Origin of the sequence: Pseudomonas sp. NPDC099000, assembly GCF_044759925.1 — a bacterium.
GTDB lineage: Bacteria > Pseudomonadota > Gammaproteobacteria > Pseudomonadales > Pseudomonadaceae > Aquipseudomonas.
This window is the reverse complement of sequence record NZ_JBIWAF010000004.1, coordinates 135,174-153,251: the sequence shown is the minus strand read 5'-3', so window position 1 is coordinate 153,251 and position 18,078 is coordinate 135,174. Positions and strand designations below refer to the sequence as shown.

Below are 18,078 nucleotides of genomic sequence, written 5' to 3'. Positions count from 1 at the left end.
TAGAGCTGCATAATCCGCCGGTGATCACTTGCCGGACTTTTGCGGGTAAGGGTCTTGTTCTGCGTCGCCTTGGCCGGTGAGGATTTTCCAGCCATTTTGCAGGTGCACTGAATCCAGGCGTTGTGGGCAAGGAGGCAAGGATTTTTTCGATTGGTTGGAATATTCGTAGCCGCAGTCGGCGCATTCGTAGGTGCCTGCGGATACGTCGCTGCCATTAGGTACGTAAATTTTTTGCATGGGTAGTTCTCCTGTGGATACAGGGAAGATCCTATGCGGATTGTTGCAGGTGGGATGTCGGACGTTTCGCTGAGTCAGGTCGGATGTTTCCGGCGCGCATAAAAAAGATCGCAGACTTCATCAACGCCTACGGAATATTCGTACATTCGTAGGTGCTGCCGAAGGCTGCGATCTTTTGCCGTTCTTGACTCAGTGACGCTTGCGATTGCTGATCAAAGTACCCACACCGGTATCGGTGAAGATCTCCAGCAGAATCGCATTCGGCACGCGGCCATCAATGATCAACGAGCTGCCCACGCCGCCCTGAACCGCTTCCAGCGCGCAACGGATCTTCGGCAGCATGCCGCCGTAGATGGTGCCATCGGCGATCAGGTCGTCGACTTGCTGGGTGGTCAGGCCGGTGAGGACCGTGCCGGACTTGTCCATCAGGCCGGCGATGTTGGTCAGCAGCATCAGCTTTTCAGCTTTCAGCGCTTCGGCGACTTTACCGGCCACCAAGTCAGCGTTGATGTTGTACGACTCTCCGTTGGCGCCAACGCCGATCGGTGCGATCACCGGAATGAAATCACCTTTGACCAGCAGGTTCAGCAGGTCGGTGTTGATGCCGACCACTTCGCCCACTTGCCCGATGTCGATGATTTCCGGCTGAGTCATCTCTGGCGTCTGGCGTGTCACGGTCAGTTTCTTCGCCCGAATCAACTCGGCGTCTTTACCGGTCAGGCCGATGGCGCTACCGCCATGACGGTTGATCAGGTTGACGATGTCCTTGTTCACCTGGCCGCCGAGGACCATTTCCACCACGTCCATGGTTTGCGCGTCAGTCACGCGCATGCCATCGATGAAGTGGCTCTCGATCGACAGACGCTTGAGCAGGTCGCCGATTTGCGGGCCGCCGCCGTGAACCACCACCGGGTTAATGCCGACGGCTTTCATCAGCACGATATCGCGGGCGAAGCCGGTTTTCAGCTCCTCGCTTTCCATCGCGTTGCCGCCGTACTTGATCACCAGCGTCTTGCCGACATAGCGGCGAATGTAAGGCAGCGCTTCGGACAGGACCTTAGCGGTGTTGGCGGCGGCTTCGCGTTCGAGGGTCATTCAGGGCTCCGGGTGCTTCGTTAAATCAAAACGGTAGTTGGAGATCAGGTGCAACACGCTTCAACTGGACTTTGAAAACATCCTTGATGCGCTGCAATTCAGCCTCGTCATCGGCCTCGAACCGCAGTACCAAAACCGGTGTGGTATTGGACGCGCGAACCAGGCCCCAGCCTTTGGCGTAGTCGACTCGCACGCCGTCGATGGTGGTCAGGTCGGCGCCTTCGCCCCACTTCGCGTCGTGCAATGCATCAATGATGCTGAATTTGCTCTCTTCGGTCACATGGATATTGATTTCCGGCGTAGAAATATCGTTCGGGAAGGTCGCAAACAGCTCTTCCGCGGTGGATTTTTCTTTGCTGAGGATCTCCAGCAGACGCGCAGCGCTGTAAATGCCGTCGTCAAAACCGAACCAGCGCTCCTTGAAGAAGATGTGCCCGCTCATTTCGCCGGCCAACAGGGCACCGGTTTGTTTCATTTTCTTTTTGATCAACGAGTGACCGGTCTTCCACATTAGCGGACGACCGCCGTATTCCTTGATCAGCGGCGTCAGGCGGCGGGTGCATTTGACGTCAAAGATGATCTCCGCGTCAGCGTTGCGCGCCAGTACGTCACGGGCGAACAGCATCAGCAGGCGGTCCGGGTAGACGATGCTGCCTGTGTTGGTCACTACGCCGACGCGGTCGCCGTCGCCATCGAAGGCCAGGCCGATGTCCGCGTTGGTTTCCTTGACCTTGGCGATCAGGTCGACGAGGTTTTCAGGCTTGCCCGGGTCCGGGTGGTGGTTCGGGAAGTTGCCGTCGACCTCGCAGAACAGCGGGATGACTTCGCAGTTCAACGCTTCGATCAATTGCGGGGCGATCACGCCGGCCGCGCCGTTGCCGCAGTCGACCACTACTTTCAGGCGACGAGCCAGTTTGATGTCCTGGACGATTTCGGTGTTGTAGCGATCGAGGATCTCGACCTGGGTGATGCTGCCCTTGCCGCTGCTCAGGTTGTTGGTCTTGAGGCGGTCGTGCAGGGCCTGGATCTGTTCGTTGGCCAGGGTGTCGCCGGCGATCACGATCTTGAAACCGTTGTAGTTCGACGGGTTGTGGCTGCCGGTCAGCATCACGCCGGATTTGCCGGCCAGGACGTTGGCGGCGTAGTACAGCGCTGGCGTGGGCACGAGGCCGACGTCGCTGACGTGGCAACCGCTGTCGGCGAGGCCTTTGATCAATTGTTCGACCAGTTCAGGGCCAGAGAGGCGGCCGTCGCGGCCAACGGAAACGTTCGGTTCGTCCTGGGCCAGGCTCTGGGCACCGATGGCGCGGCCGAGCCAATAAGCGGTCTCAGCGTTCAGGAATTCCGGGACGGTGCCGCGTATGTCGTAGGCGCGGAAGATGCTGTCCGGGAACTTGGGTGCGACTGTGGCTGGGGTGCTCATATGTGGGAATGCTCCATCTCGAAAGTGACTGGACCTGTCCGCGAAGATTTCGTCGGCTGGCTCAAACTGAAGGGTATGACGGCGTTTTCCACTGAGAGTTCGTGGTGTGTAAAGGCCATGCCACCTGCGTTTGCGGGGTAATGACCGGTCAATGCCTTGATTTTGGGCGGTAAACCTTCCAGATGAACGTTGTGAGAATTGTGGCGAGGGAGCTTGTCGAATCGTCGCACCGTCCCGCTTGGGTGCGCGGCACTCACAAGAGCTGCTGCGCAGCCCAACGGGGGCAAGCCCCCTCGCCACAGGGATCTTTATCGGATCAGTGGCTGCCGGAATGCCCGAAACCACCAGCGCCGCGCTCGGTTTCAACAAACTCTTCGACCATCTCGAAGTGGGCCTGGACCACCGGTACCAGAACCAGCTGCGCCAGACGCTCACCGACCACCATGTTGAAGTCAGTCTGGCCACGGTTCCAGCACGAAACCATCAGCGGACCCTGGTAATCCGAGTCAATCAAACCGACCAGATTGCCCAGCACGATGCCGTGCTTATGGCCCAGGCCGGAACGCGGCAGGATCAGCGCGGCCAAGCCTGGATCGCCAATGTAGACGGACAGGCCGGTCGGAATCAGCAGGGTTTCGCCCGGCTTGATGACAGTGTCTTTTTCCAGCATGGCGCGCAGGTCGAGGCCGGCGGAGCCTGGCGTGGCGTACTGCGGCAGCGGGAATTCGGTACCGATGCGGGGGTCGAGGATCTTGGCTTGCAAAGCGTGCATGTAAATTAAACCTGGTTCAGACGTTCGGCGATAAAAGTGATCAGCTGGCGAGCGATTTTGCTCTTGCTGGTCTGGGCGAAAAGTGTGGCGTGTAGCTCGCGGTCGATCACGCTGCAGGCGTTTTCTTCGCTGTTGAAGCCAATACTCGGGTTGGCGACGTCGTTGGCGACGATCAGATCGAGGTTCTTGTCTTTCAACTTGCGTGCAGCGTAATCGAGCAGATGTTCGGTTTCGGCGGCGAAACCGACACTGAACGGACGGTCGGGGCGCGTGGCGATGGTGGCCAGGATGTCCGGGTTACGCACCATCTGTAGCAACAAGCCGTCGCCGTTCGTAGGGTCTTTCTTGAGTTTCTGTGGGGCGACGACTTCCGGGCGGTAGTCCGCGACCGCTGCCGAGGCGATAAACAGATCGCAAGGGATCGCGGCTTCGCAAGCAGCGAGCATGTCGCGAGCGCTGACCACGTCGATGCGCGTGACACGGTCTGGCGTTGGCAGGTGCACCGGGCCGGTAATCAGTGTGACTCGGGCGCCGGCTTCCACCGCGGCTTCGGCCAGGGCAAAGCCCATTTTCCCGGAGCTGTGGTTGGTGATGTAGCGCACCGGGTCGATGTTTTCCTGGGTCGGGCCGGCGGTGATCAGCACGTGTTTGCCGGTCAATGCCTGGCGCTTGAAGCAGTCCGCCGCGCATTGGGCGAGCTCGACGGCTTCGAGCATGCGACCCAGGCCGACGTCACCGCAGGCCTGGCTGCCGGAGGCCGGGCCGAAGGCTTTGATGTCGCGGCTTTCGAGGATTTGCAGGTTGGCCTGGGTCGCCGGGTCGCGCCACATGGCCTGGTTCATCGCCGGGGCAACCGCGACCACCGCGTCGGTGGCCAGCACCAGCGTGGTCAGCAGGTCATTGGCAATGCCTTGGGCCAGACGGGCGATCAGGTCCGCAGTGGCGGGGGCGATCAGCACCAGATCGGCCCACTTGGCCAGCTCGATGTGGCCCATGGCAGCTTCAGCCGCCGGGTCCAGCAGGTCGAGATGAACCGGGTGGCCGGACAAGGCCTGCATGGTCAGCGGGGTGATGAACTCGCTGCCGCCACGGGTCATGACCACGCGCACTTCGGCACCCTGGTCGATCAGGCGGCGAACCAGGTCGGCGCTCTTGTAGGCAGCAATGCCGCCGCCGACGCCCAGAACGATGCGTTTCCGATACAGCCGCTGCATAGGTCTGCCTTTCATTTCGTTGATGACTGCGTGGCGATACCCCCTCCCCAGGAGTGAAATCGCTCGCAAAAAAGATGGGCTACGATATCACAGCGACCGCTATGGAACAGCGGCGCACAAAGACCAGGGAGGTGCTATGAGTATTCGGGATTGGCCGGCGGCGGAACGGCCGCGAGAGAAGTTACTGGAGCAGGGGGCGGCGAGTCTTTCGGACGCCGAGTTACTGGCCATCTTTCTACGAACCGGTGTATCCGGCAAAAGCGCGGTGGATCTGGCGCGACACCTGTTGCAGCAATTTGGCAGCCTGCGCACATTGCTTGAGGCCGACCTTCGGACCTTCAGCGGCGAGCTCGGACTAGGGCCGGCAAAGTTCGCGCAGTTACAGGCAGTGCTGGAAATGGCCCGCCGGCATCTGGCAGAACGGTTGCGGCGTGATTCAGTGATGGAGAGTCCTTTGGCAGTGCGTGACTACCTCAAATCGATGCTGCGTCACGAGCCGCATGAGGTCTTCGGTTGCCTGTTTCTGGATTCCAAACATCGGGTACTGGCGTTTGAAGTGCTGTTTCGCGGCTCCATTGACAACACCAGCGTTTACCCGCGGCAGGTGGTCAAGCGCGCATTGGCACACAACGCCGCCGCGTTGATCCTCTGCCATAACCATCCGTCGGGCAATTCCGATCCCAGCCAGGCTGATCGAGTGCTGACCAAGCGCCTGCAAGAGGCACTGGTGCTGATTGATGTGCGGGTGCTCGACCATTTCATCATTGGCGATGGCGATCCGCTGTCGATGGCTGAGTATGGGTGGATGTGAAGGAGAGGCATACGAAACCCCATGTGGGAGCGGGCTTGCCCGCGATGGCGTCGGCACAGTCAGCTCCTATGCTGAGTTTTCCGGCGTCATCGCGGGCAAGCCCGCTCCCACAGGGTTTCGTGTCGGGTCGGATTACTTGAGGTTGACCTTCGAGTAATCCTGACGCCCAAACGGGCTCACCGAGTAACCCTCGACGTCCTTGCGCGTCAGCGCAAAAGCAGTCGGATGCGCCAGCGGCAGCCACAACGCTTGCTGCTGAATCTGCGCCTGGGCCTGTTCGTAGAGCTTGGTGCGCACCCCTTGCTCGCCGGTGGTCTTGCCGGCGCTGATCAGCTTGTCCAGGTCCTGGTTGCAGTAACGGGCGAAGTTGGTGCCGGACTTGACCGCGGCGCAGGAAAACTGCGGCGTGAGGAAGTTGTCCGGGTCACCGTTGTCGCCGGCCCAGCCCATGAACAGCAGGTCGTGCTCGCCGGCCTTGGCGCGGCGAATCAGCTCGCCCCATTCGATCACTCGAATCTCGGCCTGAATGCCGATTTCCGCGAGATCCGATTGCAGCATTTGCGCGCTGAGGCTCGGGTTCGGGTTGAGCAGACTGCCGGAAGGTCGGGTCCAGATGGTGGTCTGGAAACCGTCCTTGAGCCCGGCCTTCGCCATGAGTGCCTTGGCTTTTTCGACGTCATGCGGATAACCCGGCAGGCCTTTGGCATAGCTCCAGGTGTTCGGCGGGTAAGGACCGTTGGCGGGCTCGGCGGTGTCTTCGAACACGGCTTTGACGTAGTTGGCCTTGTCGAACGCGAGGTTGATCGCCTGGCGCACTTCAGGTTTGTCCAGCGGTGGATGCTGGCTGTTGATGCCGACGAACGCGGTCATGAAGGCGTCAGTCTTTTCCACTTTCAGGGTCGGTTCTTTCAGCGCGGCCTGTACGTCCAGAGGCTTGGGCGACAGGGCGATCTGGCACTCGTTGCGACGCAATTTCTGCAAGCGCACGTTGGCGTCCGGCGTGATGGCGAAGATCAGCGGGTCCACCGACGGTTTGCCACGGAAGTAGTCCGGGTTGGCCTTGTAGCGAATCGAGGCATCTTTCTGAAAGCGCGTGAACACGAACGGGCCGCTGCCGATCGGCTGGCTGTTGAGCTTCTCGGGCGTACCGGCTTTCAGCAGTTTGTCGGCGTATTCGGCGGAATAGATCGAGGCGAAGCCCATGCTCAGGGTCGCGAGGAAGGTCGAGTCCGGGTGATCGAGGGTAAAGCGCACGGTCAGCGGGTCCAGTGCGTCGATCTTCTTGATCAGCGCCGGCAGCTGCATGGACTGGGCGTGCGGGAAGCCGCTCTGGGCGACTTTGTGCCAAGGGTTTGCCGGGTCGAGCATTCGATCGAAGCTGAATTTCACGTCTTCGGCGGTCAGTTCACGCGTCGGGCTGAAATATTCGGTGCGGTGGAATTTCACCTGTGGGTGAAGCTTGAACACATACGTCAGGCCGTCGGGCGTGACTTCCCAGCTGTCCGCGAGGCTGGCGACCACTTTGCCGCTGGCCGTGTCGAAGTCCACCAGGCGGTTCATCAGCACGTCAGCCGAGGCGTTGGTGGTGGTCAGCGAGTTGTATTGCACCACGTCGAACCCTTCCGGGCTGGCCTCGGTGCAGACGCTCAGGGCGGCGGCATGGGCCAGCGGGCTCAGCAGGAGCGGGGCGAGCAACAGCGGTAGGGCAGCGAGGCGCATGGTCGGATTCCTTTACAGATCGAAGGCCCATCTGCAAGTGCAGTCTGGAAAAGGCTTACCCTAGTGGGCTCTTTTGCAAATGACTATCCCCTTTTTCATTTTAAGGGGACTATGTGCGCTTGTTTTCGGTGATGCGGGCCGAGGAAAACCCGGAATCGGTCGGTTGACCGATTCTCTGCGACGAGCGGTCTTAATCGGCCACAGCCTTTATCCAAGGCGTTCGGCGCCGAAAAAATGGGGAATTTATCAAGTCCGCGCACACGGAATGTTGTTGCTCTTCAGTCTTTCTGGTATAAAGCAGCGCTCTTTTCTAGGGGCCCGGTTCCTTCACTGTAGGTGTAGCCGGTAAGACCTCTAAAGAAACGCGGCGCCTGGCGCCAAATGACTGAGAGATTAAGCGGCCAACCCATGCCGGGTTGGGCATGTGGTTTTAGAGGGCTGAGGCATGTCGAGAGTATGTCAAGTTACCGGTAAGGGTCCGGTGACTGGGAATAACATTTCCCACGCAAACAACAAAACCCGTCGTCGTTTCCTGCCGAACCTGCAGCATCACCGCTTCTGGGTTGAAGAAGAGAAACGTTTCGTGCGTCTGCGCGTATCTGCCAAAGGCATGCGTATCATCGACAAGCGTGGCATCACTGTCGTGCTGGCCGAAATCCGCAAAGCTGGCAAGATCTAAGGGAGCTAATCATGCGTGAATTGATTCGTTTGATTTCGAGCGCCGGTACTGGTCACTTCTACACTACCGACAAGAACAAGCGCACTACTCCGGACAAAATCGAGATCAAGAAATTTGATCCGGTTGTTCGCAAGCACGTGATCTACAAAGAAGGCAAAATCAAGTAATTGATTTTTCCCTCTTACGAAAAAGGCCCGTATCGTGAGATACGGGCCTTTTTTGTTGCCTGCGGGTTATGTGTTGCCTGTTAGTGCCCTTCGCGGGCAAGCCTCGCTCCTACAGAACAGACGCCATTCACCGTAGGAGCGAGGCTTGCCCGCGATGAGGCCGGCCGGGATAACACAAATCTTCAAGCCTTCTGTTCAAACGCCACATAGATCTTGCGGCACGTTTCCAGCACTTCCCAAGTGCCGCGGAACCCGGCCGGGATCACGAAGCGATCGCCTGCGCGCAGGGTCTTGCCGTTACCTTCGTTGTCACGCAGCACTGAAACGCCCTGAATGATTTCGCAATACTCATGCTCGGTGAAGTTCACATGCCACTGGCCAACAGCGCCTTCCCACACGCCTGCATTCAACTGGCCGCAAGGGCTGTTGTAGTGGTTGTAGACCACTTGCTCGGGATCGCCCTTCAGGATTTTTGCCTGGTCCGGCTTATAGCGCTCGGGCTCGGTAGTGGCGAGGCTGAAGTCGACGACATCCTGGATATTCATTGTTGTAAGTCCCCGTGATTGCGGCGCGATGGCTGGAAAGACCCAAAGTCTATGTTTATTAAAATGAACATCGCAAGGCCGTTTGCCGGCCTTATGTCAAATATATTGAAACTTCACCTGCCGCTAGTTTAGGGTGGCGGTTGCCTTGGGCCGAAAAATCAGGCTGGCTGGGCAGAATTCCTGACAGCGCCCGCGAAGATCGCGGGGCGCTCGTATTCAATAAGAGGAGGACACTCGTATGACCACCCTGACTCGTGCCGATTGGGAGCAACGGGCTCGCGATCTGAAGATCGAAGGCCGCGCCTACATCAATGGTGAATACACCGATGCCGTCTCCAGCGAGACCTTCGAGTGCATCAGCCCGGTCGATGGCCGTCTGCTGGGCAAGATTGCCAGCTGTGATGCCGCCGACGCCCAGCGTGCTGTTGAAAACGCCCGCGCCACGTTCAATTCCGGCGTCTGGTCGCGCCTGGCGCCGACCAAACGCAAAGCCACCATGATCCGTTTCGCCGGCCTGCTCAAACAGCACGCCGAAGAGCTGGCCCTGCTTGAAACCCTGGACATGGGCAAGCCAATCAGCGACTCCCTGTACATCGACGTTCCCGGCGCGGCGCAAGCCCTGAGCTGGAGCGGTGAAGCCATCGACAAGATCTACGACGAAGTGGCCGCGACCCCGCACGATCAGCTGGGGCTGGTCACTCGCGAACCCGTCGGCGTAGTCGGCGCGATCGTGCCGTGGAACTTCCCGCTGATGATGGCGTGCTGGAAACTCGGTCCGGCACTGTCCACCGGTAACTCGGTGATCCTCAAGCCATCGGAAAAATCGCCGCTGACGGCTATTCGCATTGCTGCGCTGGCCGTTGAAGCCGGCATTCCGAAAGGCGTGCTCAACGTCCTGCCAGGTTACGGTCATACCGTCGGCAAGGCCTTGGCCTTGCACAACGACGTGGACACCCTGGTGTTCACCGGTTCGACCAAGATCGCCAAGCAATTGCTGATCTACTCCGGCGAATCGAACATGAAGCGCGTCTGGCTCGAAGCGGGCGGCAAGAGCCCGAACATCGTGTTTGCCGATGCCCCGGATCTGCAAGCCGCAGCCGAAGCGGCGGCCGGCGCCATTGCCTTCAACCAGGGCGAAGTCTGCACCGCCGGTTCGCGTCTGCTGGTCGAACGTTCGATCAAGGACACCTTCCTGCCGCTGGTGATCGAAGCGCTGAAAACCTGGAAGCCGGGCAACCCGCTGGACCCGGCGACCAACGTCGGCGCACTGGTGGACACCCAGCAGATGAACACCGTGCTGTCCTACATCGAATCCGGGCACGCCGACGGCGCCAAACTGGTGGCTGGCGGCAAGCGCACGCTTCAGGAAAGCGGGGGCACTTACGTTGAGCCGACGATTTTCGACGGCGTGACCAACGCGATGAAAATCGCTCAGGAAGAAATCTTTGGCCCAGTGTTGTCGGTGATCGCGTTCGATACCGCCGAAGAAGCCATTGCGATTGCCAACGACACGCCTTACGGCCTGGCTGCTGCGGTGTGGACCAAGGATATTTCTAAGGCCCATCTGACTGCCAAGGCACTACGCGCTGGTAGCGTGTGGGTCAATCAATACGATGGCGGCGACATGACCGCACCGTTTGGCGGTTTCAAGCAATCGGGCAACGGCCGCGACAAGTCGCTGCATGCGTTCGACAAGTACACCGAGCTGAAGGCGACCTGGATCAAGTTGTAAGTCAGTGAAGGGGGCCTGCCAAATCAGGCTCCCGAATACAGAAATCCCTGTGGGAGCAAGCCTTTGTGGTGAGGGGATTTATCCCCGTTCGGCTGCGAAGCAGTCGCAAAACCCATGCACGCGGTGTATCTGATACTCCGTTGTTGCAGGTTTTGGGGCCGCTGCGCGACCCAACGGGGATAAATCCCCTCGCCACAAAGGCTCGCTCCCACAGTGCTTTGTGGTCTGAAAAATAATATCCACAGGAGCGTGGGAAATGCGTTGGGCGACTTATTTCGCCGTGTTGGCGTCTGTCTTGAGTGTCGGCCTGGCCCTGGGTGTCAGCATGCCGCTGGTGTCGTTTCGCCTGGAAGGCTGGGGTTACGGTTCGTTCGCCATCGGCGTGATGGCAGCGATGCCGGCCATTGGCGTGCTGCTCGGGGCGAAGATCTCCAGCCATCTGGCCGCGCGTCTGGGCACCGCTAATCTGATGCGCCTGTGCCTGTGGGCTGGTGCAGTGTCCATCGGCTTGCTGGCGCTGTTGCCGAGCTATCCGGTGTGGTTGGTGTTGCGGCTGATGATCGGGGTGATCCTGACCCTGGTGTTCATCCTCGGCGAAAGCTGGATCAATCAGTTGGTGGTCGAACAATGGCGCGGGCGATTGGTGGCGCTGTACGGCAGCAGCTATGCGCTGAGTCAGCTGGCCGGGCCGTTGTTGCTGGGTGTTCTGGGCACCGAGCACGATTACGGATTCTGGGTTGGCGTCGGCTTGCTCACGACGGCGCCATTGCTGTTGCTGGGCCGTAGCGGCGCACCGTCCAGTGAGGCTGCCAGCGTGACCTTCAACGACTTGTGGGGCTTCTGCCGGGGACTGCCGGCGATTGCCTGGGCGGTGTCGCTGTTCGCAGCGTTTGAGGCGATGATCCTGACTTTGTTGCCGGTGTATTGCCTGCGTCAGGGCTTTACCACGGAAATCGCGCTGGCGATGGTCAGCACCGTGGTGGTGGGTGATGCCTTGCTGCAACTGCCGATCGGCGCGCTGGCGGATCGCCTGTCGCGACGCACGCTGTTCACCGGTTGTGCGGTGGTGTTGCTGATCTCGAGCCTGGCGATCCCGTTGCTCATCGACACGTTGTTGATCTGGCCACTGTGGGTGCTGTTTGGCGCCAGCGCCGGGGGATTGTTCACCTTGTCGCTGATCCTGATCGGCGAACGCTATCGCGATGATGCGCTGGTGCGAGCCAACGCACATATTGCGCAGTTGTGGGGCATTGGTTGCCTGGTTGGACCGTTGGCCGCCGGTGCTGGCAGCCAGTGGATCAGCGGGCATGCGTTGCCGTTGTTGATGGCGGCGGGGGCGTTTGGGTTGGTGATTCTATTGATGCGTCAGGGTGCGTTTGGCACGGTTGCTGAACCTGCTTAAGGCCAAACTGCCAGCGAGCTTTTGTGGCGAGGGGGCTTGTCGGAATGCCGCATCACCCCGTTAGGTCGCGAAGCGGCCCCAAATGGGTCATCCCATTTTGCCCTGATACTCCGCGTTGAATGGTTCACGACTGCTGCGCAGCCGAACGGGGGCGAGCCCCCTCGCCACAATGGGTCGGCGAACATCCTGCTACAACATCCGCTCCAGCCCGACCGCCGTGCTGAACCAGGAATTGAAGCGGCGCCACAGGCTCCCGGGTTCTTTGGTTAGCGTGTGCATTTTGCCGTTGTCCTCCGTCTCCCAGACGATCCGCTCGTTTTCCAGTTTCACCTGATAACTCAAGGGCGGCGCCATACCTTCCATGGCCGCTTTGCGCACATGTGCGGCGAGTTCGGGGCTGTCCACCAGCACGCCGACTTCGGTGTTCCACAGCACCGAGCGTGGGTCGAAGTTGAACGAGCCGATGAAGGATTTCTGCTGGTCGAAGATCATCGCCTTGCTGTGCAGGCTGGAGTCGGAACCCCGGTAGGACTTGCTGTAAAAAATATGCGGCCCACTGCCGCCGCCTTCGCCGGGCTGGCGGCGCAATTCGTACAACTTCACGCCATGTTCCAGCAGCGCCCGGCGATAAGGCGCGTAACCGCCGTGCACGGCCGGCACGTCGGTAGCCTCCAGCGAGTTGGTCAACAAACTCACCGACACCCCGGCGTCGGCCCGGCCGGTGAGGTAGACCAGCCCCGGCTGCCCCGGTACGAAGTAGGCCGAGATCATGATCAGTTCTTTGCTGACCCCGGTGAGCTCCGGCGCCAGTTGCGTGGTCAGCAGCAAGTGGGGGTCAGGCTCGCCGTCTGACAAGACCTTGCTCGGTGCATCCCACAACGCCTGGTTCCAGGCCCAGATCAGCTCCCGGCGCCAGATGTCCATGCGCGGCTTGGTGGTGTAGGTCATCAACTGCTGATACAGCGCATGATTCTGCTTGCGGGTCTCTTCCAGCGATTCTTCCAGACGCGTGCGGGTATTTTGCAGGTCCTTTTGCGTCGGTTTGCTCGACAGGAATTCGTCGATCGGCTTGCTCAGCGCGCTGTTCCAGTACTGGTCGAAGCTGTGGCCAAGCTGTTCCGCCACTGGCCCGACGCCGAGCATGTCGATGTCAGTGAAATTCAGGTTGGGCTCGGCGTCGAAGTATTCGTCTCCCAGGTTACGGCCGCCGACGATGGCCGCGCTGTTGTCCGCCAGCCATAACTTGTTGTGCATGCGCCGGTGTTGCAGCGACAGGTTGAACAAGCGACCCATGGTTCGCGTCACGCCCGTGGCACGGCCCAGGTGCAGTGGGTTGAACAGACGGATCTGGATCTGCGGGTGCGCGGCAAGGGTTGCGATGATCCAGTCCAGGCCATCGCTGGTGGTGTCATCGAGCAGAATCCTCACCCGCACGCCACGGTCCGCCGCCTTGAGTAATTCGTCCACCAGCATCCGCGTGCTGATGCCGTCATGCACGATGTAATACTGCAAGTCGAGGCTGCTTTGGGCGTTGCGGATCAGCTCGGCACGGGCCATGAAGGCTTCGTCGCTATTGGACAGCAAACGAAACCCGGACTTGCCCTCATGGGGCGCGGACTGGGCCTGAATTGAACGACCGAATGCCGAATCGCTGGCGGGCAGCGCCTGGCTCGGCTCGCGTTGAACATCGAAGCTGGCGCAACCGCCCAGGAACGAGGCGAGTAACAGAAGAGCGAGCAGGGGCTGTCTGACTCTCACGTGGGAACGTTCCGATTGGCGGCAAATGTCGGCATATGGACGCTGGATTCCTGAGAAAGGTCAGTCAGTGATGTAATCCGTTTCCGCCAGCAGTTTGATCGCCGCGGCGCCGACCTTGCGCACAGCCTCTTCGATCAGCGGTGTTGACTTGGCAGCGTAGTTCATCCGCAGGCAGTTGCGGTACTTGCCCGAGGCGGAAAAGATGCTGCCGACGGCAATCTGTACGCCTTGGTCGTGCAGGGCGCGATTCAGTTTCAGGGTGTCGAAGCCGTCCGGCAGCTCAACCCACAACATGAAGCTGCCCTGTGGGCGACTGGCGCGGGTGCCGGCGGGGAAATAGCGCGTGACCCAGTCGATCATCAGGTCGCGATTGCGTTGGTATTGCGTGCGCATCCGCCGCAAGTGCGGTTCGAAATGCCCGGCTTTGAGGAATTCGGCAATCGCAATCTGCGGTTGTGGCGCGGTAGAACCGGTGCTGATGTATTTCATGTGCAGCACCCGTTCCAGATAGCGTCCCGGCGCGACCCAACCAATGCGCAGGCCGGGCGCCAGGGTTTTGGAAAAGGAACTGCACAGCAGCACGCGGCCGTCTTCGTCGAAGGATTTGATCGTGCGTGGGCGCGGGTAGCTGTAGGAAAGTTCGCCATACACATCGTCTTCGATAATCGCCACGTCGAAACGCTGTGCGAGCGTCAACAACGCGCGTTTGCGCGATTCCGGCATGATGTAGCCCAGCGGGTTATTGCAGTTGGGCGTCAACTGTATGGCCTTGATCGGCCACTGTTCCAGGGCCAGTTCGAGCGCGTCGAGGCTGATCCCGGTGATCGGGTCGGTAGGGATTTCCAGGGCTTTCATGCCCAGGCCCTTGAGGGTCTGCATGGCGCCGTGAAAGCTCGGCGAGTCCACCGCCACGATATCCCCCGGCTCGCAGATGGCGCGAATGCTGGTGGACAGCGCTTCGTGGCAACCGGTGGTCACCACCAGGTCGTGGGCCGTCAACTGGCAGCCGGAATCGAGCATCAGGCGGGCGATCTGTTCGCGCAGTTCGAGGGTGCCGTAGATGTTGTCGTAATACAGACCGGGCATGTCCTGCCGACGGCTGATGCGCGCCAGGTTGCGCAGCAACGGTTTCATGGTCGGCGTGGTGATGTCCGGCATGCCGCGGCCCAGTTGCACGACGTCCTTGCGCGGGACGGCGCGGATCAATTCCAGCACCTGATCCCATTGCGAAATATCCACCGGACGCTGGGCCGGGCGGCCGATGGCCGGCAGCTCCGGCAGCTCGCGACCCACCGGCACGAAGTAGCCGGATTTGGGTTTGGGTGTCGCCAGTCCGCTGTCTTCAAGTACGCGATAGGCCTGCTGCACCGTGCTCAGGCTGACCCCGTGCTCGACACTCAACGCCCGTACCGACGGCAGCCGGTCACCGGGGCGGTAGAAGCCCTGTTCGATACGCGTGCCGAGCAGTTCGGCGAGGTTGACGTAAAGGGTCATGGCGCAGTCTCGGTGTAGGTGATTCGGTTAACCAGTACAGATGGGGCGAAATTATAGGATTCAGACGCTAAATCGTTAATTCTGTATGGAGTTAATACAGGCTTGTTGAATCTGTAATGCTTTTCGCCGTCCGCGCATCATGAAAGCTCTGGCTACCCAAGTAAACAGGAGCAATCAAAATGAACGGCTTGAGTGATGTGCGGCTGACGATACACAGTCAGGAACTGGCGGCAGGGCAAATCAACGGAGCACGCGAGGCGGTCATGCGCAACGCACCGTCCGGCCTGAGTCGCTGGGGTCTGTTCTGGCATCGTCTGCACACGCGCAAGGCGTTGCTGACGCTCACGCCGGAGCAGCTCAGGGATGTCGGATTGAGTCGGGAGCAGGCGCGGGAGGAGGGGCTCAAGCCTTTCTGGCGGATCTGAGTCTTGCGCTGTTCTTGCGGGCCTCTTCGCGGGCAAGCCTCGCTCCTACAGGGTTAGCGTTGATCTTCCGACCGACACTTGTAGGAGCGAGGCTTGCCCGCGAAGGCGTCCGCAAGGACGCAACAAATCCCTCAGACCAACTCTTTAAGCCGATGCCACAACATCCCCAACGCCAGCAACGGCGAACGCAAATGCTTGCCCCCGGGGAAGGTGATATGCGGCACCTTGGCAAACAGATCAAACCCGCCACCCTGTTGACCGCTGATCGCCTCGGCCAACAACTTGCCCGCCAGATGCGTGGCATTCACCCCATGTCCGGAATAAGCCTGGGCGTAATACACATTCGGCTGATCCTTGAGCCGGCCGATCTGCGGCAATCGGTTGGCGCCGATGCCGATCATTCCGCCCCATTGATAATCGATCTTCACCCCGCCCAGTTGCGGGAAGACTAACAGCATCTTCGGCCGCATGTATGCGCCGATGTCCTTCGGATCACGACCTGAATAGTGGCAGGCACCGCCAAACAGCAAGCGTCGATCCGCCGAGAGTCGGTAGTAATCCAGGGCCACCCGTTGATCGCAGACCGCCATGTTCTGCGGCAGGATCGAATGCGCGAGCTCTTCACTCAATGGCTCGGTGGCAATGATGTAGCTGCCAGCGGGCAGCACTTTACCGCTGAGCTGCGGGTTGAGTTGGTTGAGATAGGCGTTGCAACCCAGGACCAGCGTCTTGGCGCGGACCGAGCCTTGTGCGGTATGGACCTTGACCTCGGGGCCGTAGTCGATGCGAGTCACCGCCGAGTGTTCGAACAGCTTCGCGCCCAGCTGCTGCGCGGCGGCCGCTTCGCCCAGGGCCAGGTTAAGCGGGTGAAGATGGCCCGAACCCATGTCGATCAGGCCGCCGACGTAGCGGTCCGAACCCACCACCGAGTGCATTTCATTGGCTTGCAGCAGCCGGGTTTCGTAGCGGTAGCCGAGGTCGCGCAGCTCTTCGGCGTCTTCGGCGAAACCTTCGAGGTCGCGAGGTTTGTTTGCCAGGTCGCAGTAACCCCAGGTCAGGTCGCACGGGATCTGAAAACGCTCGACGCGCTGGCGGACGATTTCCACCGCTTCCAGGCCCATGAGTTTCATCTGGCGCACGCCGTCTGTACCGATCACGTTGGCGAACTGATCGAGGCCATGGCCGACGCCACGAATCAATTGCCCGCCATTGCGTCCGCTGGCACCCCAGCCGATCTTGTGTGCTTCCAGCAAGATCACGCTGAGGCCGCGTTCGGCCAGCTCAAGCGCCGTGTTCAACCCGGAAAACCCGCCGCCGACCACGCACACGTCCGCCACCAGGTCGCCTTGCAGCACCGGATGATCGGGCTGCGGCAGGCTGCTGGCGGCGTAGTAAGAGGCAGTGTGCTGGGCACGGGCATTCATGTGAGCGTCCCTGATTCGTGCGTCTGGAAAATTTGACGGAGCATAAGCCGGACCTTCCGGCACGGGCAACATTGGTCGGTTGATGCTGTCTGGATTGCGGCTTTTGCGTCAGACTCCCGGTCTATCCCGCTTTTGGTTACCGCTTCGATGAGCTGCAACAGTCAGAAAATCCGCACGCTGCGCCAGCAGATCCCCTCGTTCGAGTGCGTGCCCGGCTGCCATGACTGCTGTGGGCCGGTGACCACCTCACCGGAAGAAATGTCCCGCCTGCCGCGCAAGACCCGGGCCGAGCAGGACGCGGCGATGGATGAGCTCAACTGCGTGCACCTGGGGCCCAACGGCTGCACGGTGTATGACGAGCGGCCGCTGATCTGCCGGTTGTTCGGGACCACCAAGACCTTGCCGTGCCCGAATGGGCGGGGGCCGGTGGAGCTGATTCATCCGCGGGTCGAGAAGCAGATTCATGAGTACATGGCCAGCACCCGGCAAGTCCTCGTTTGATCGTTCCCTCGCTCTGCGTGGGAATGCAGCCCGGGACGCTCTGCGTCCCAAAAGCCGAACGCGGAGCGTCCGTTGAGGCATTCCCACGCGGAGCGTGGGAACGATCGCAACGCACCGCAAAAACCTCAATCCGGAATCGGCAGGCACAAACTCTCTTTCACCTCTTCCATCACGATATAGCTCTTGGATTCGCGCACATGCGGCAGCTTGAGCAGGATGTCGCCCAGCAGCTTGCGGTACGAAGCCATCTCGGAAATCCGCGCCTTCACCAGGTAGTCGAAATCCCCTGACACCAAATGGCACTCCAGCACATGGGGCAGTTTCAGCACCGCACGTCGGAACTCTTCGAAAGTATCGCCGGATTTGTAGTCGAGGCTGATCTCGACGAACACCAGGAGACTACCTTTGAGGTGCTGCGGATTGAGCCGGGCGTTGTAGCCCATGATGATCCCTTCGCGCTCCAGGCGCCGGACCCGCTCGGTACACGGCGTGGTCGAGAGCCCGACCTTTTCCCCAAGCTCGGTAAAGGAGATGCGCCCATCCGCTTGCAGAATCCGGAGGATGTTGCGGTCGATCTTGTCCAGCTCACGTTTGGTCTGAGTGTTGGTACGCATAGGGGATGCGCCTCCGTGAAAAGGGTTTTTGCCGAGAATTCTCGCCAAATATAGGCAGTTATATAG

Annotated in this window: 17 protein-coding genes and 1 pseudogene; 7 read left to right on the top strand and 11 right to left on the bottom strand. The window is 60.2% G+C overall.

Annotated features, from left to right (window positions below; all coding sequences use genetic code 11):
- Positions 1 to 24: 24 nt before the first annotated feature.
- The 5 genes and pseudogenes from ACIQV9_RS07585 to coaBC all read right to left on the bottom strand — a co-directional run bounded on the left by ACIQV9_RS07585 (position 25) and on the right by coaBC (position 4,741).
- Entirely contained in the window at positions 25 to 237 is a 213-nt protein-coding gene (locus ACIQV9_RS07585) for a hypothetical protein (RefSeq protein WP_403099817.1), read from the bottom strand.
- 189 nt (positions 238 to 426) lie between these two features.
- The gene (argB, locus tag ACIQV9_RS07580; RefSeq protein WP_008007602.1) at positions 427 to 1,332 is read right to left on the bottom strand and encodes an acetylglutamate kinase; all 906 of its coding nucleotides are present in this window, start codon (positions 1,330 to 1,332) and stop codon (positions 427 to 429) included.
- A 25-nt stretch (positions 1,333 to 1,357) separates the two neighbouring features.
- Positions 1,358 to 2,761, bottom strand: a pseudogene (locus tag ACIQV9_RS07575) (phosphomannomutase/phosphoglucomutase); the annotation flags it as partial.
- Between the two features lie 310 nt (positions 2,762 to 3,071).
- Positions 3,072 to 3,527: a dUTP diphosphatase gene (gene dut, locus ACIQV9_RS07570; protein WP_010465200.1), complete on the bottom strand. Its 456-nt coding sequence runs from the start codon at positions 3,525 to 3,527 to the stop codon at positions 3,072 to 3,074.
- Between the two features lie 5 nt (positions 3,528 to 3,532).
- Positions 3,533 to 4,741 carry a bifunctional phosphopantothenoylcysteine decarboxylase/phosphopantothenate--cysteine ligase CoaBC gene (gene coaBC, locus ACIQV9_RS07565; RefSeq protein ID WP_403099812.1) on the bottom strand — a complete coding sequence of 403 codons (1,209 nt, stop codon included), beginning with the start codon at positions 4,739 to 4,741 and terminating at the stop codon, positions 3,533 to 3,535.
- 136 nt (positions 4,742 to 4,877) lie between these two features.
- Here coaBC and radC point away from each other — a divergent pair, with 136 nt between their 5' ends.
- Positions 4,878 to 5,552 carry a DNA repair protein RadC gene (radC, locus tag ACIQV9_RS07560; RefSeq protein WP_403099810.1) on the top strand — a complete coding sequence of 225 codons (675 nt, stop codon included), beginning with the start codon at positions 4,878 to 4,880 and terminating at the stop codon, positions 5,550 to 5,552.
- 132 nt (positions 5,553 to 5,684) lie between these two features.
- On the opposite strand, the gene ACIQV9_RS07555 is transcribed toward radC, so the two are convergent.
- Positions 5,685 to 7,271: an ABC transporter substrate-binding protein gene (locus tag ACIQV9_RS07555; protein ID WP_403099808.1), complete on the bottom strand. Its 1,587-nt coding sequence runs from the start codon at positions 7,269 to 7,271 to the stop codon at positions 5,685 to 5,687.
- Positions 7,272 to 7,716: 445 nt separating this feature from the next.
- Between ACIQV9_RS07555 and rpmB the strand changes: the two genes are divergently transcribed.
- Both rpmB and rpmG read left to right on the top strand, forming a co-directional pair.
- Positions 7,717 to 7,950 (top strand): 50S ribosomal protein L28, encoded by a 234-nt coding sequence (rpmB, locus tag ACIQV9_RS07550; protein WP_007894701.1) that lies wholly within the window; start codon positions 7,717 to 7,719, stop codon positions 7,948 to 7,950.
- An 11-nt stretch (positions 7,951 to 7,961) separates the two neighbouring features.
- Positions 7,962 to 8,117 carry a 50S ribosomal protein L33 gene (gene rpmG / locus ACIQV9_RS07545; RefSeq protein WP_007894709.1) on the top strand — a complete coding sequence of 52 codons (156 nt, stop codon included), beginning with the start codon at positions 7,962 to 7,964 and terminating at the stop codon, positions 8,115 to 8,117.
- 182 nt (positions 8,118 to 8,299) lie between these two features.
- On the opposite strand, the gene ACIQV9_RS07540 is transcribed toward rpmG, so the two are convergent.
- A complete protein-coding gene (locus ACIQV9_RS07540; RefSeq protein ID WP_109626712.1) occupies positions 8,300 to 8,662 on the bottom strand; it encodes a cupin domain-containing protein in 363 nt (120 codons plus the stop codon).
- Positions 8,663 to 8,900: 238 nt separating this feature from the next.
- On the opposite strand from ACIQV9_RS07540, the gene ACIQV9_RS07535 reads away from it, so the two are divergent.
- Positions 8,901 to 10,394 carry an aldehyde dehydrogenase gene (locus ACIQV9_RS07535; RefSeq protein WP_403099804.1) on the top strand — a complete coding sequence of 498 codons (1,494 nt, stop codon included), beginning with the start codon at positions 8,901 to 8,903 and terminating at the stop codon, positions 10,392 to 10,394.
- 256 nt (positions 10,395 to 10,650) lie between these two features.
- Positions 10,651 to 11,796, top strand: a complete 1,146-nt coding sequence (locus ACIQV9_RS07530) for an MFS transporter (RefSeq protein WP_403099801.1) — start codon at positions 10,651 to 10,653, stop codon at positions 11,794 to 11,796.
- Between the two features lie 189 nt (positions 11,797 to 11,985).
- Here ACIQV9_RS07530 and ACIQV9_RS07525 read toward each other — a convergent pair whose 3' ends face one another.
- Together ACIQV9_RS07525 and ACIQV9_RS07520 are read right to left on the bottom strand one after the other, a co-directional pair.
- Positions 11,986 to 13,554 (bottom strand): phospholipase D family protein, encoded by a 1,569-nt coding sequence (locus ACIQV9_RS07525; RefSeq protein WP_403099799.1) that lies wholly within the window; start codon positions 13,552 to 13,554, stop codon positions 11,986 to 11,988.
- A 60-nt stretch (positions 13,555 to 13,614) separates the two neighbouring features.
- Positions 13,615 to 15,048, bottom strand: coding sequence for a PLP-dependent aminotransferase family protein (locus tag ACIQV9_RS07520; RefSeq protein ID WP_403099797.1), 1,434 nt, complete (start codon positions 15,046 to 15,048; stop codon positions 13,615 to 13,617).
- 179 nt (positions 15,049 to 15,227) lie between these two features.
- Between ACIQV9_RS07520 and ACIQV9_RS07515 the strand changes: the two genes are divergently transcribed.
- Positions 15,228 to 15,473 carry a DUF1127 domain-containing protein gene (locus ACIQV9_RS07515; RefSeq protein WP_109626702.1) on the top strand — a complete coding sequence of 82 codons (246 nt, stop codon included), beginning with the start codon at positions 15,228 to 15,230 and terminating at the stop codon, positions 15,471 to 15,473.
- A gap of 131 nt (positions 15,474 to 15,604) precedes the next feature.
- On the opposite strand, the gene ACIQV9_RS07510 is transcribed toward ACIQV9_RS07515, so the two are convergent.
- Positions 15,605 to 16,897, bottom strand: coding sequence for an NAD(P)/FAD-dependent oxidoreductase (locus ACIQV9_RS07510; protein ID WP_403099795.1), 1,293 nt, complete (start codon positions 16,895 to 16,897; stop codon positions 15,605 to 15,607).
- 147 nt (positions 16,898 to 17,044) lie between these two features.
- Between ACIQV9_RS07510 and ACIQV9_RS07505 the strand changes: the two genes are divergently transcribed.
- Positions 17,045 to 17,398 (top strand): YkgJ family cysteine cluster protein, encoded by a 354-nt coding sequence (locus ACIQV9_RS07505; RefSeq protein ID WP_007947437.1) that lies wholly within the window; start codon positions 17,045 to 17,047, stop codon positions 17,396 to 17,398.
- A 125-nt stretch (positions 17,399 to 17,523) separates the two neighbouring features.
- Here ACIQV9_RS07505 and ACIQV9_RS07500 read toward each other — a convergent pair whose 3' ends face one another.
- Positions 17,524 to 18,012 carry an Lrp/AsnC ligand binding domain-containing protein gene (locus ACIQV9_RS07500; RefSeq protein ID WP_010465173.1) on the bottom strand — a complete coding sequence of 163 codons (489 nt, stop codon included), beginning with the start codon at positions 18,010 to 18,012 and terminating at the stop codon, positions 17,524 to 17,526.
- Between the last annotated feature and the right edge of the window lie 66 nt (positions 18,013 to 18,078).

What these genes read in the sequence shown, in the direction of transcription:
- ACIQV9_RS07540 (WP_109626712.1), bottom strand. Translation starts at nt 8,662, where the DNA reads ATGAATATCCAGGATGTCGTCGACTTCAGCCTCGCCACTACCGAGCCC.
- ACIQV9_RS07510 (WP_403099795.1), bottom strand. Translation starts at nt 16,897, where the DNA reads ATGAATGCCCGTGCCCAGCACACTGCCTCTTACTACGCCGCCAGCAGC.
- ACIQV9_RS07505 (WP_007947437.1), top strand. Translation starts at nt 17,045, where the DNA reads ATGAGCTGCAACAGTCAGAAAATCCGCACGCTGCGCCAGCAGATCCCC.
- dut (WP_010465200.1), bottom strand. Translation starts at nt 3,527, where the DNA reads ATGCACGCTTTGCAAGCCAAGATCCTCGACCCCCGCATCGGTACCGAA.
- ACIQV9_RS07535 (WP_403099804.1), top strand. Translation starts at nt 8,901, where the DNA reads ATGACCACCCTGACTCGTGCCGATTGGGAGCAACGGGCTCGCGATCTG.
- ACIQV9_RS07585 (WP_403099817.1), bottom strand. Translation starts at nt 237, where the DNA reads ATGCAAAAAATTTACGTACCTAATGGCAGCGACGTATCCGCAGGCACC.
- ACIQV9_RS07520 (WP_403099797.1), bottom strand. Translation starts at nt 15,048, where the DNA reads ATGACCCTTTACGTCAACCTCGCCGAACTGCTCGGCACGCGTATCGAA.
- coaBC (WP_403099812.1), bottom strand. Translation starts at nt 4,741, where the DNA reads ATGCAGCGGCTGTATCGGAAACGCATCGTTCTGGGCGTCGGCGGCGGC.
- ACIQV9_RS07515 (WP_109626702.1), top strand. Translation starts at nt 15,228, where the DNA reads ATGAACGGCTTGAGTGATGTGCGGCTGACGATACACAGTCAGGAACTG.
- ACIQV9_RS07500 (WP_010465173.1), bottom strand. Translation starts at nt 18,012, where the DNA reads ATGCGTACCAACACTCAGACCAAACGTGAGCTGGACAAGATCGACCGC.
- radC (WP_403099810.1), top strand. Translation starts at nt 4,878, where the DNA reads ATGAGTATTCGGGATTGGCCGGCGGCGGAACGGCCGCGAGAGAAGTTA.
- rpmG (WP_007894709.1), top strand. Translation starts at nt 7,962, where the DNA reads ATGCGTGAATTGATTCGTTTGATTTCGAGCGCCGGTACTGGTCACTTC.
- argB (WP_008007602.1), bottom strand. Translation starts at nt 1,332, where the DNA reads ATGACCCTCGAACGCGAAGCCGCCGCCAACACCGCTAAGGTCCTGTCC.
- ACIQV9_RS07530 (WP_403099801.1), top strand. Translation starts at nt 10,651, where the DNA reads ATGCGTTGGGCGACTTATTTCGCCGTGTTGGCGTCTGTCTTGAGTGTC.
- ACIQV9_RS07555 (WP_403099808.1), bottom strand. Translation starts at nt 7,271, where the DNA reads ATGCGCCTCGCTGCCCTACCGCTGTTGCTCGCCCCGCTCCTGCTGAGC.
- rpmB (WP_007894701.1), top strand. Translation starts at nt 7,717, where the DNA reads ATGTCGAGAGTATGTCAAGTTACCGGTAAGGGTCCGGTGACTGGGAAT.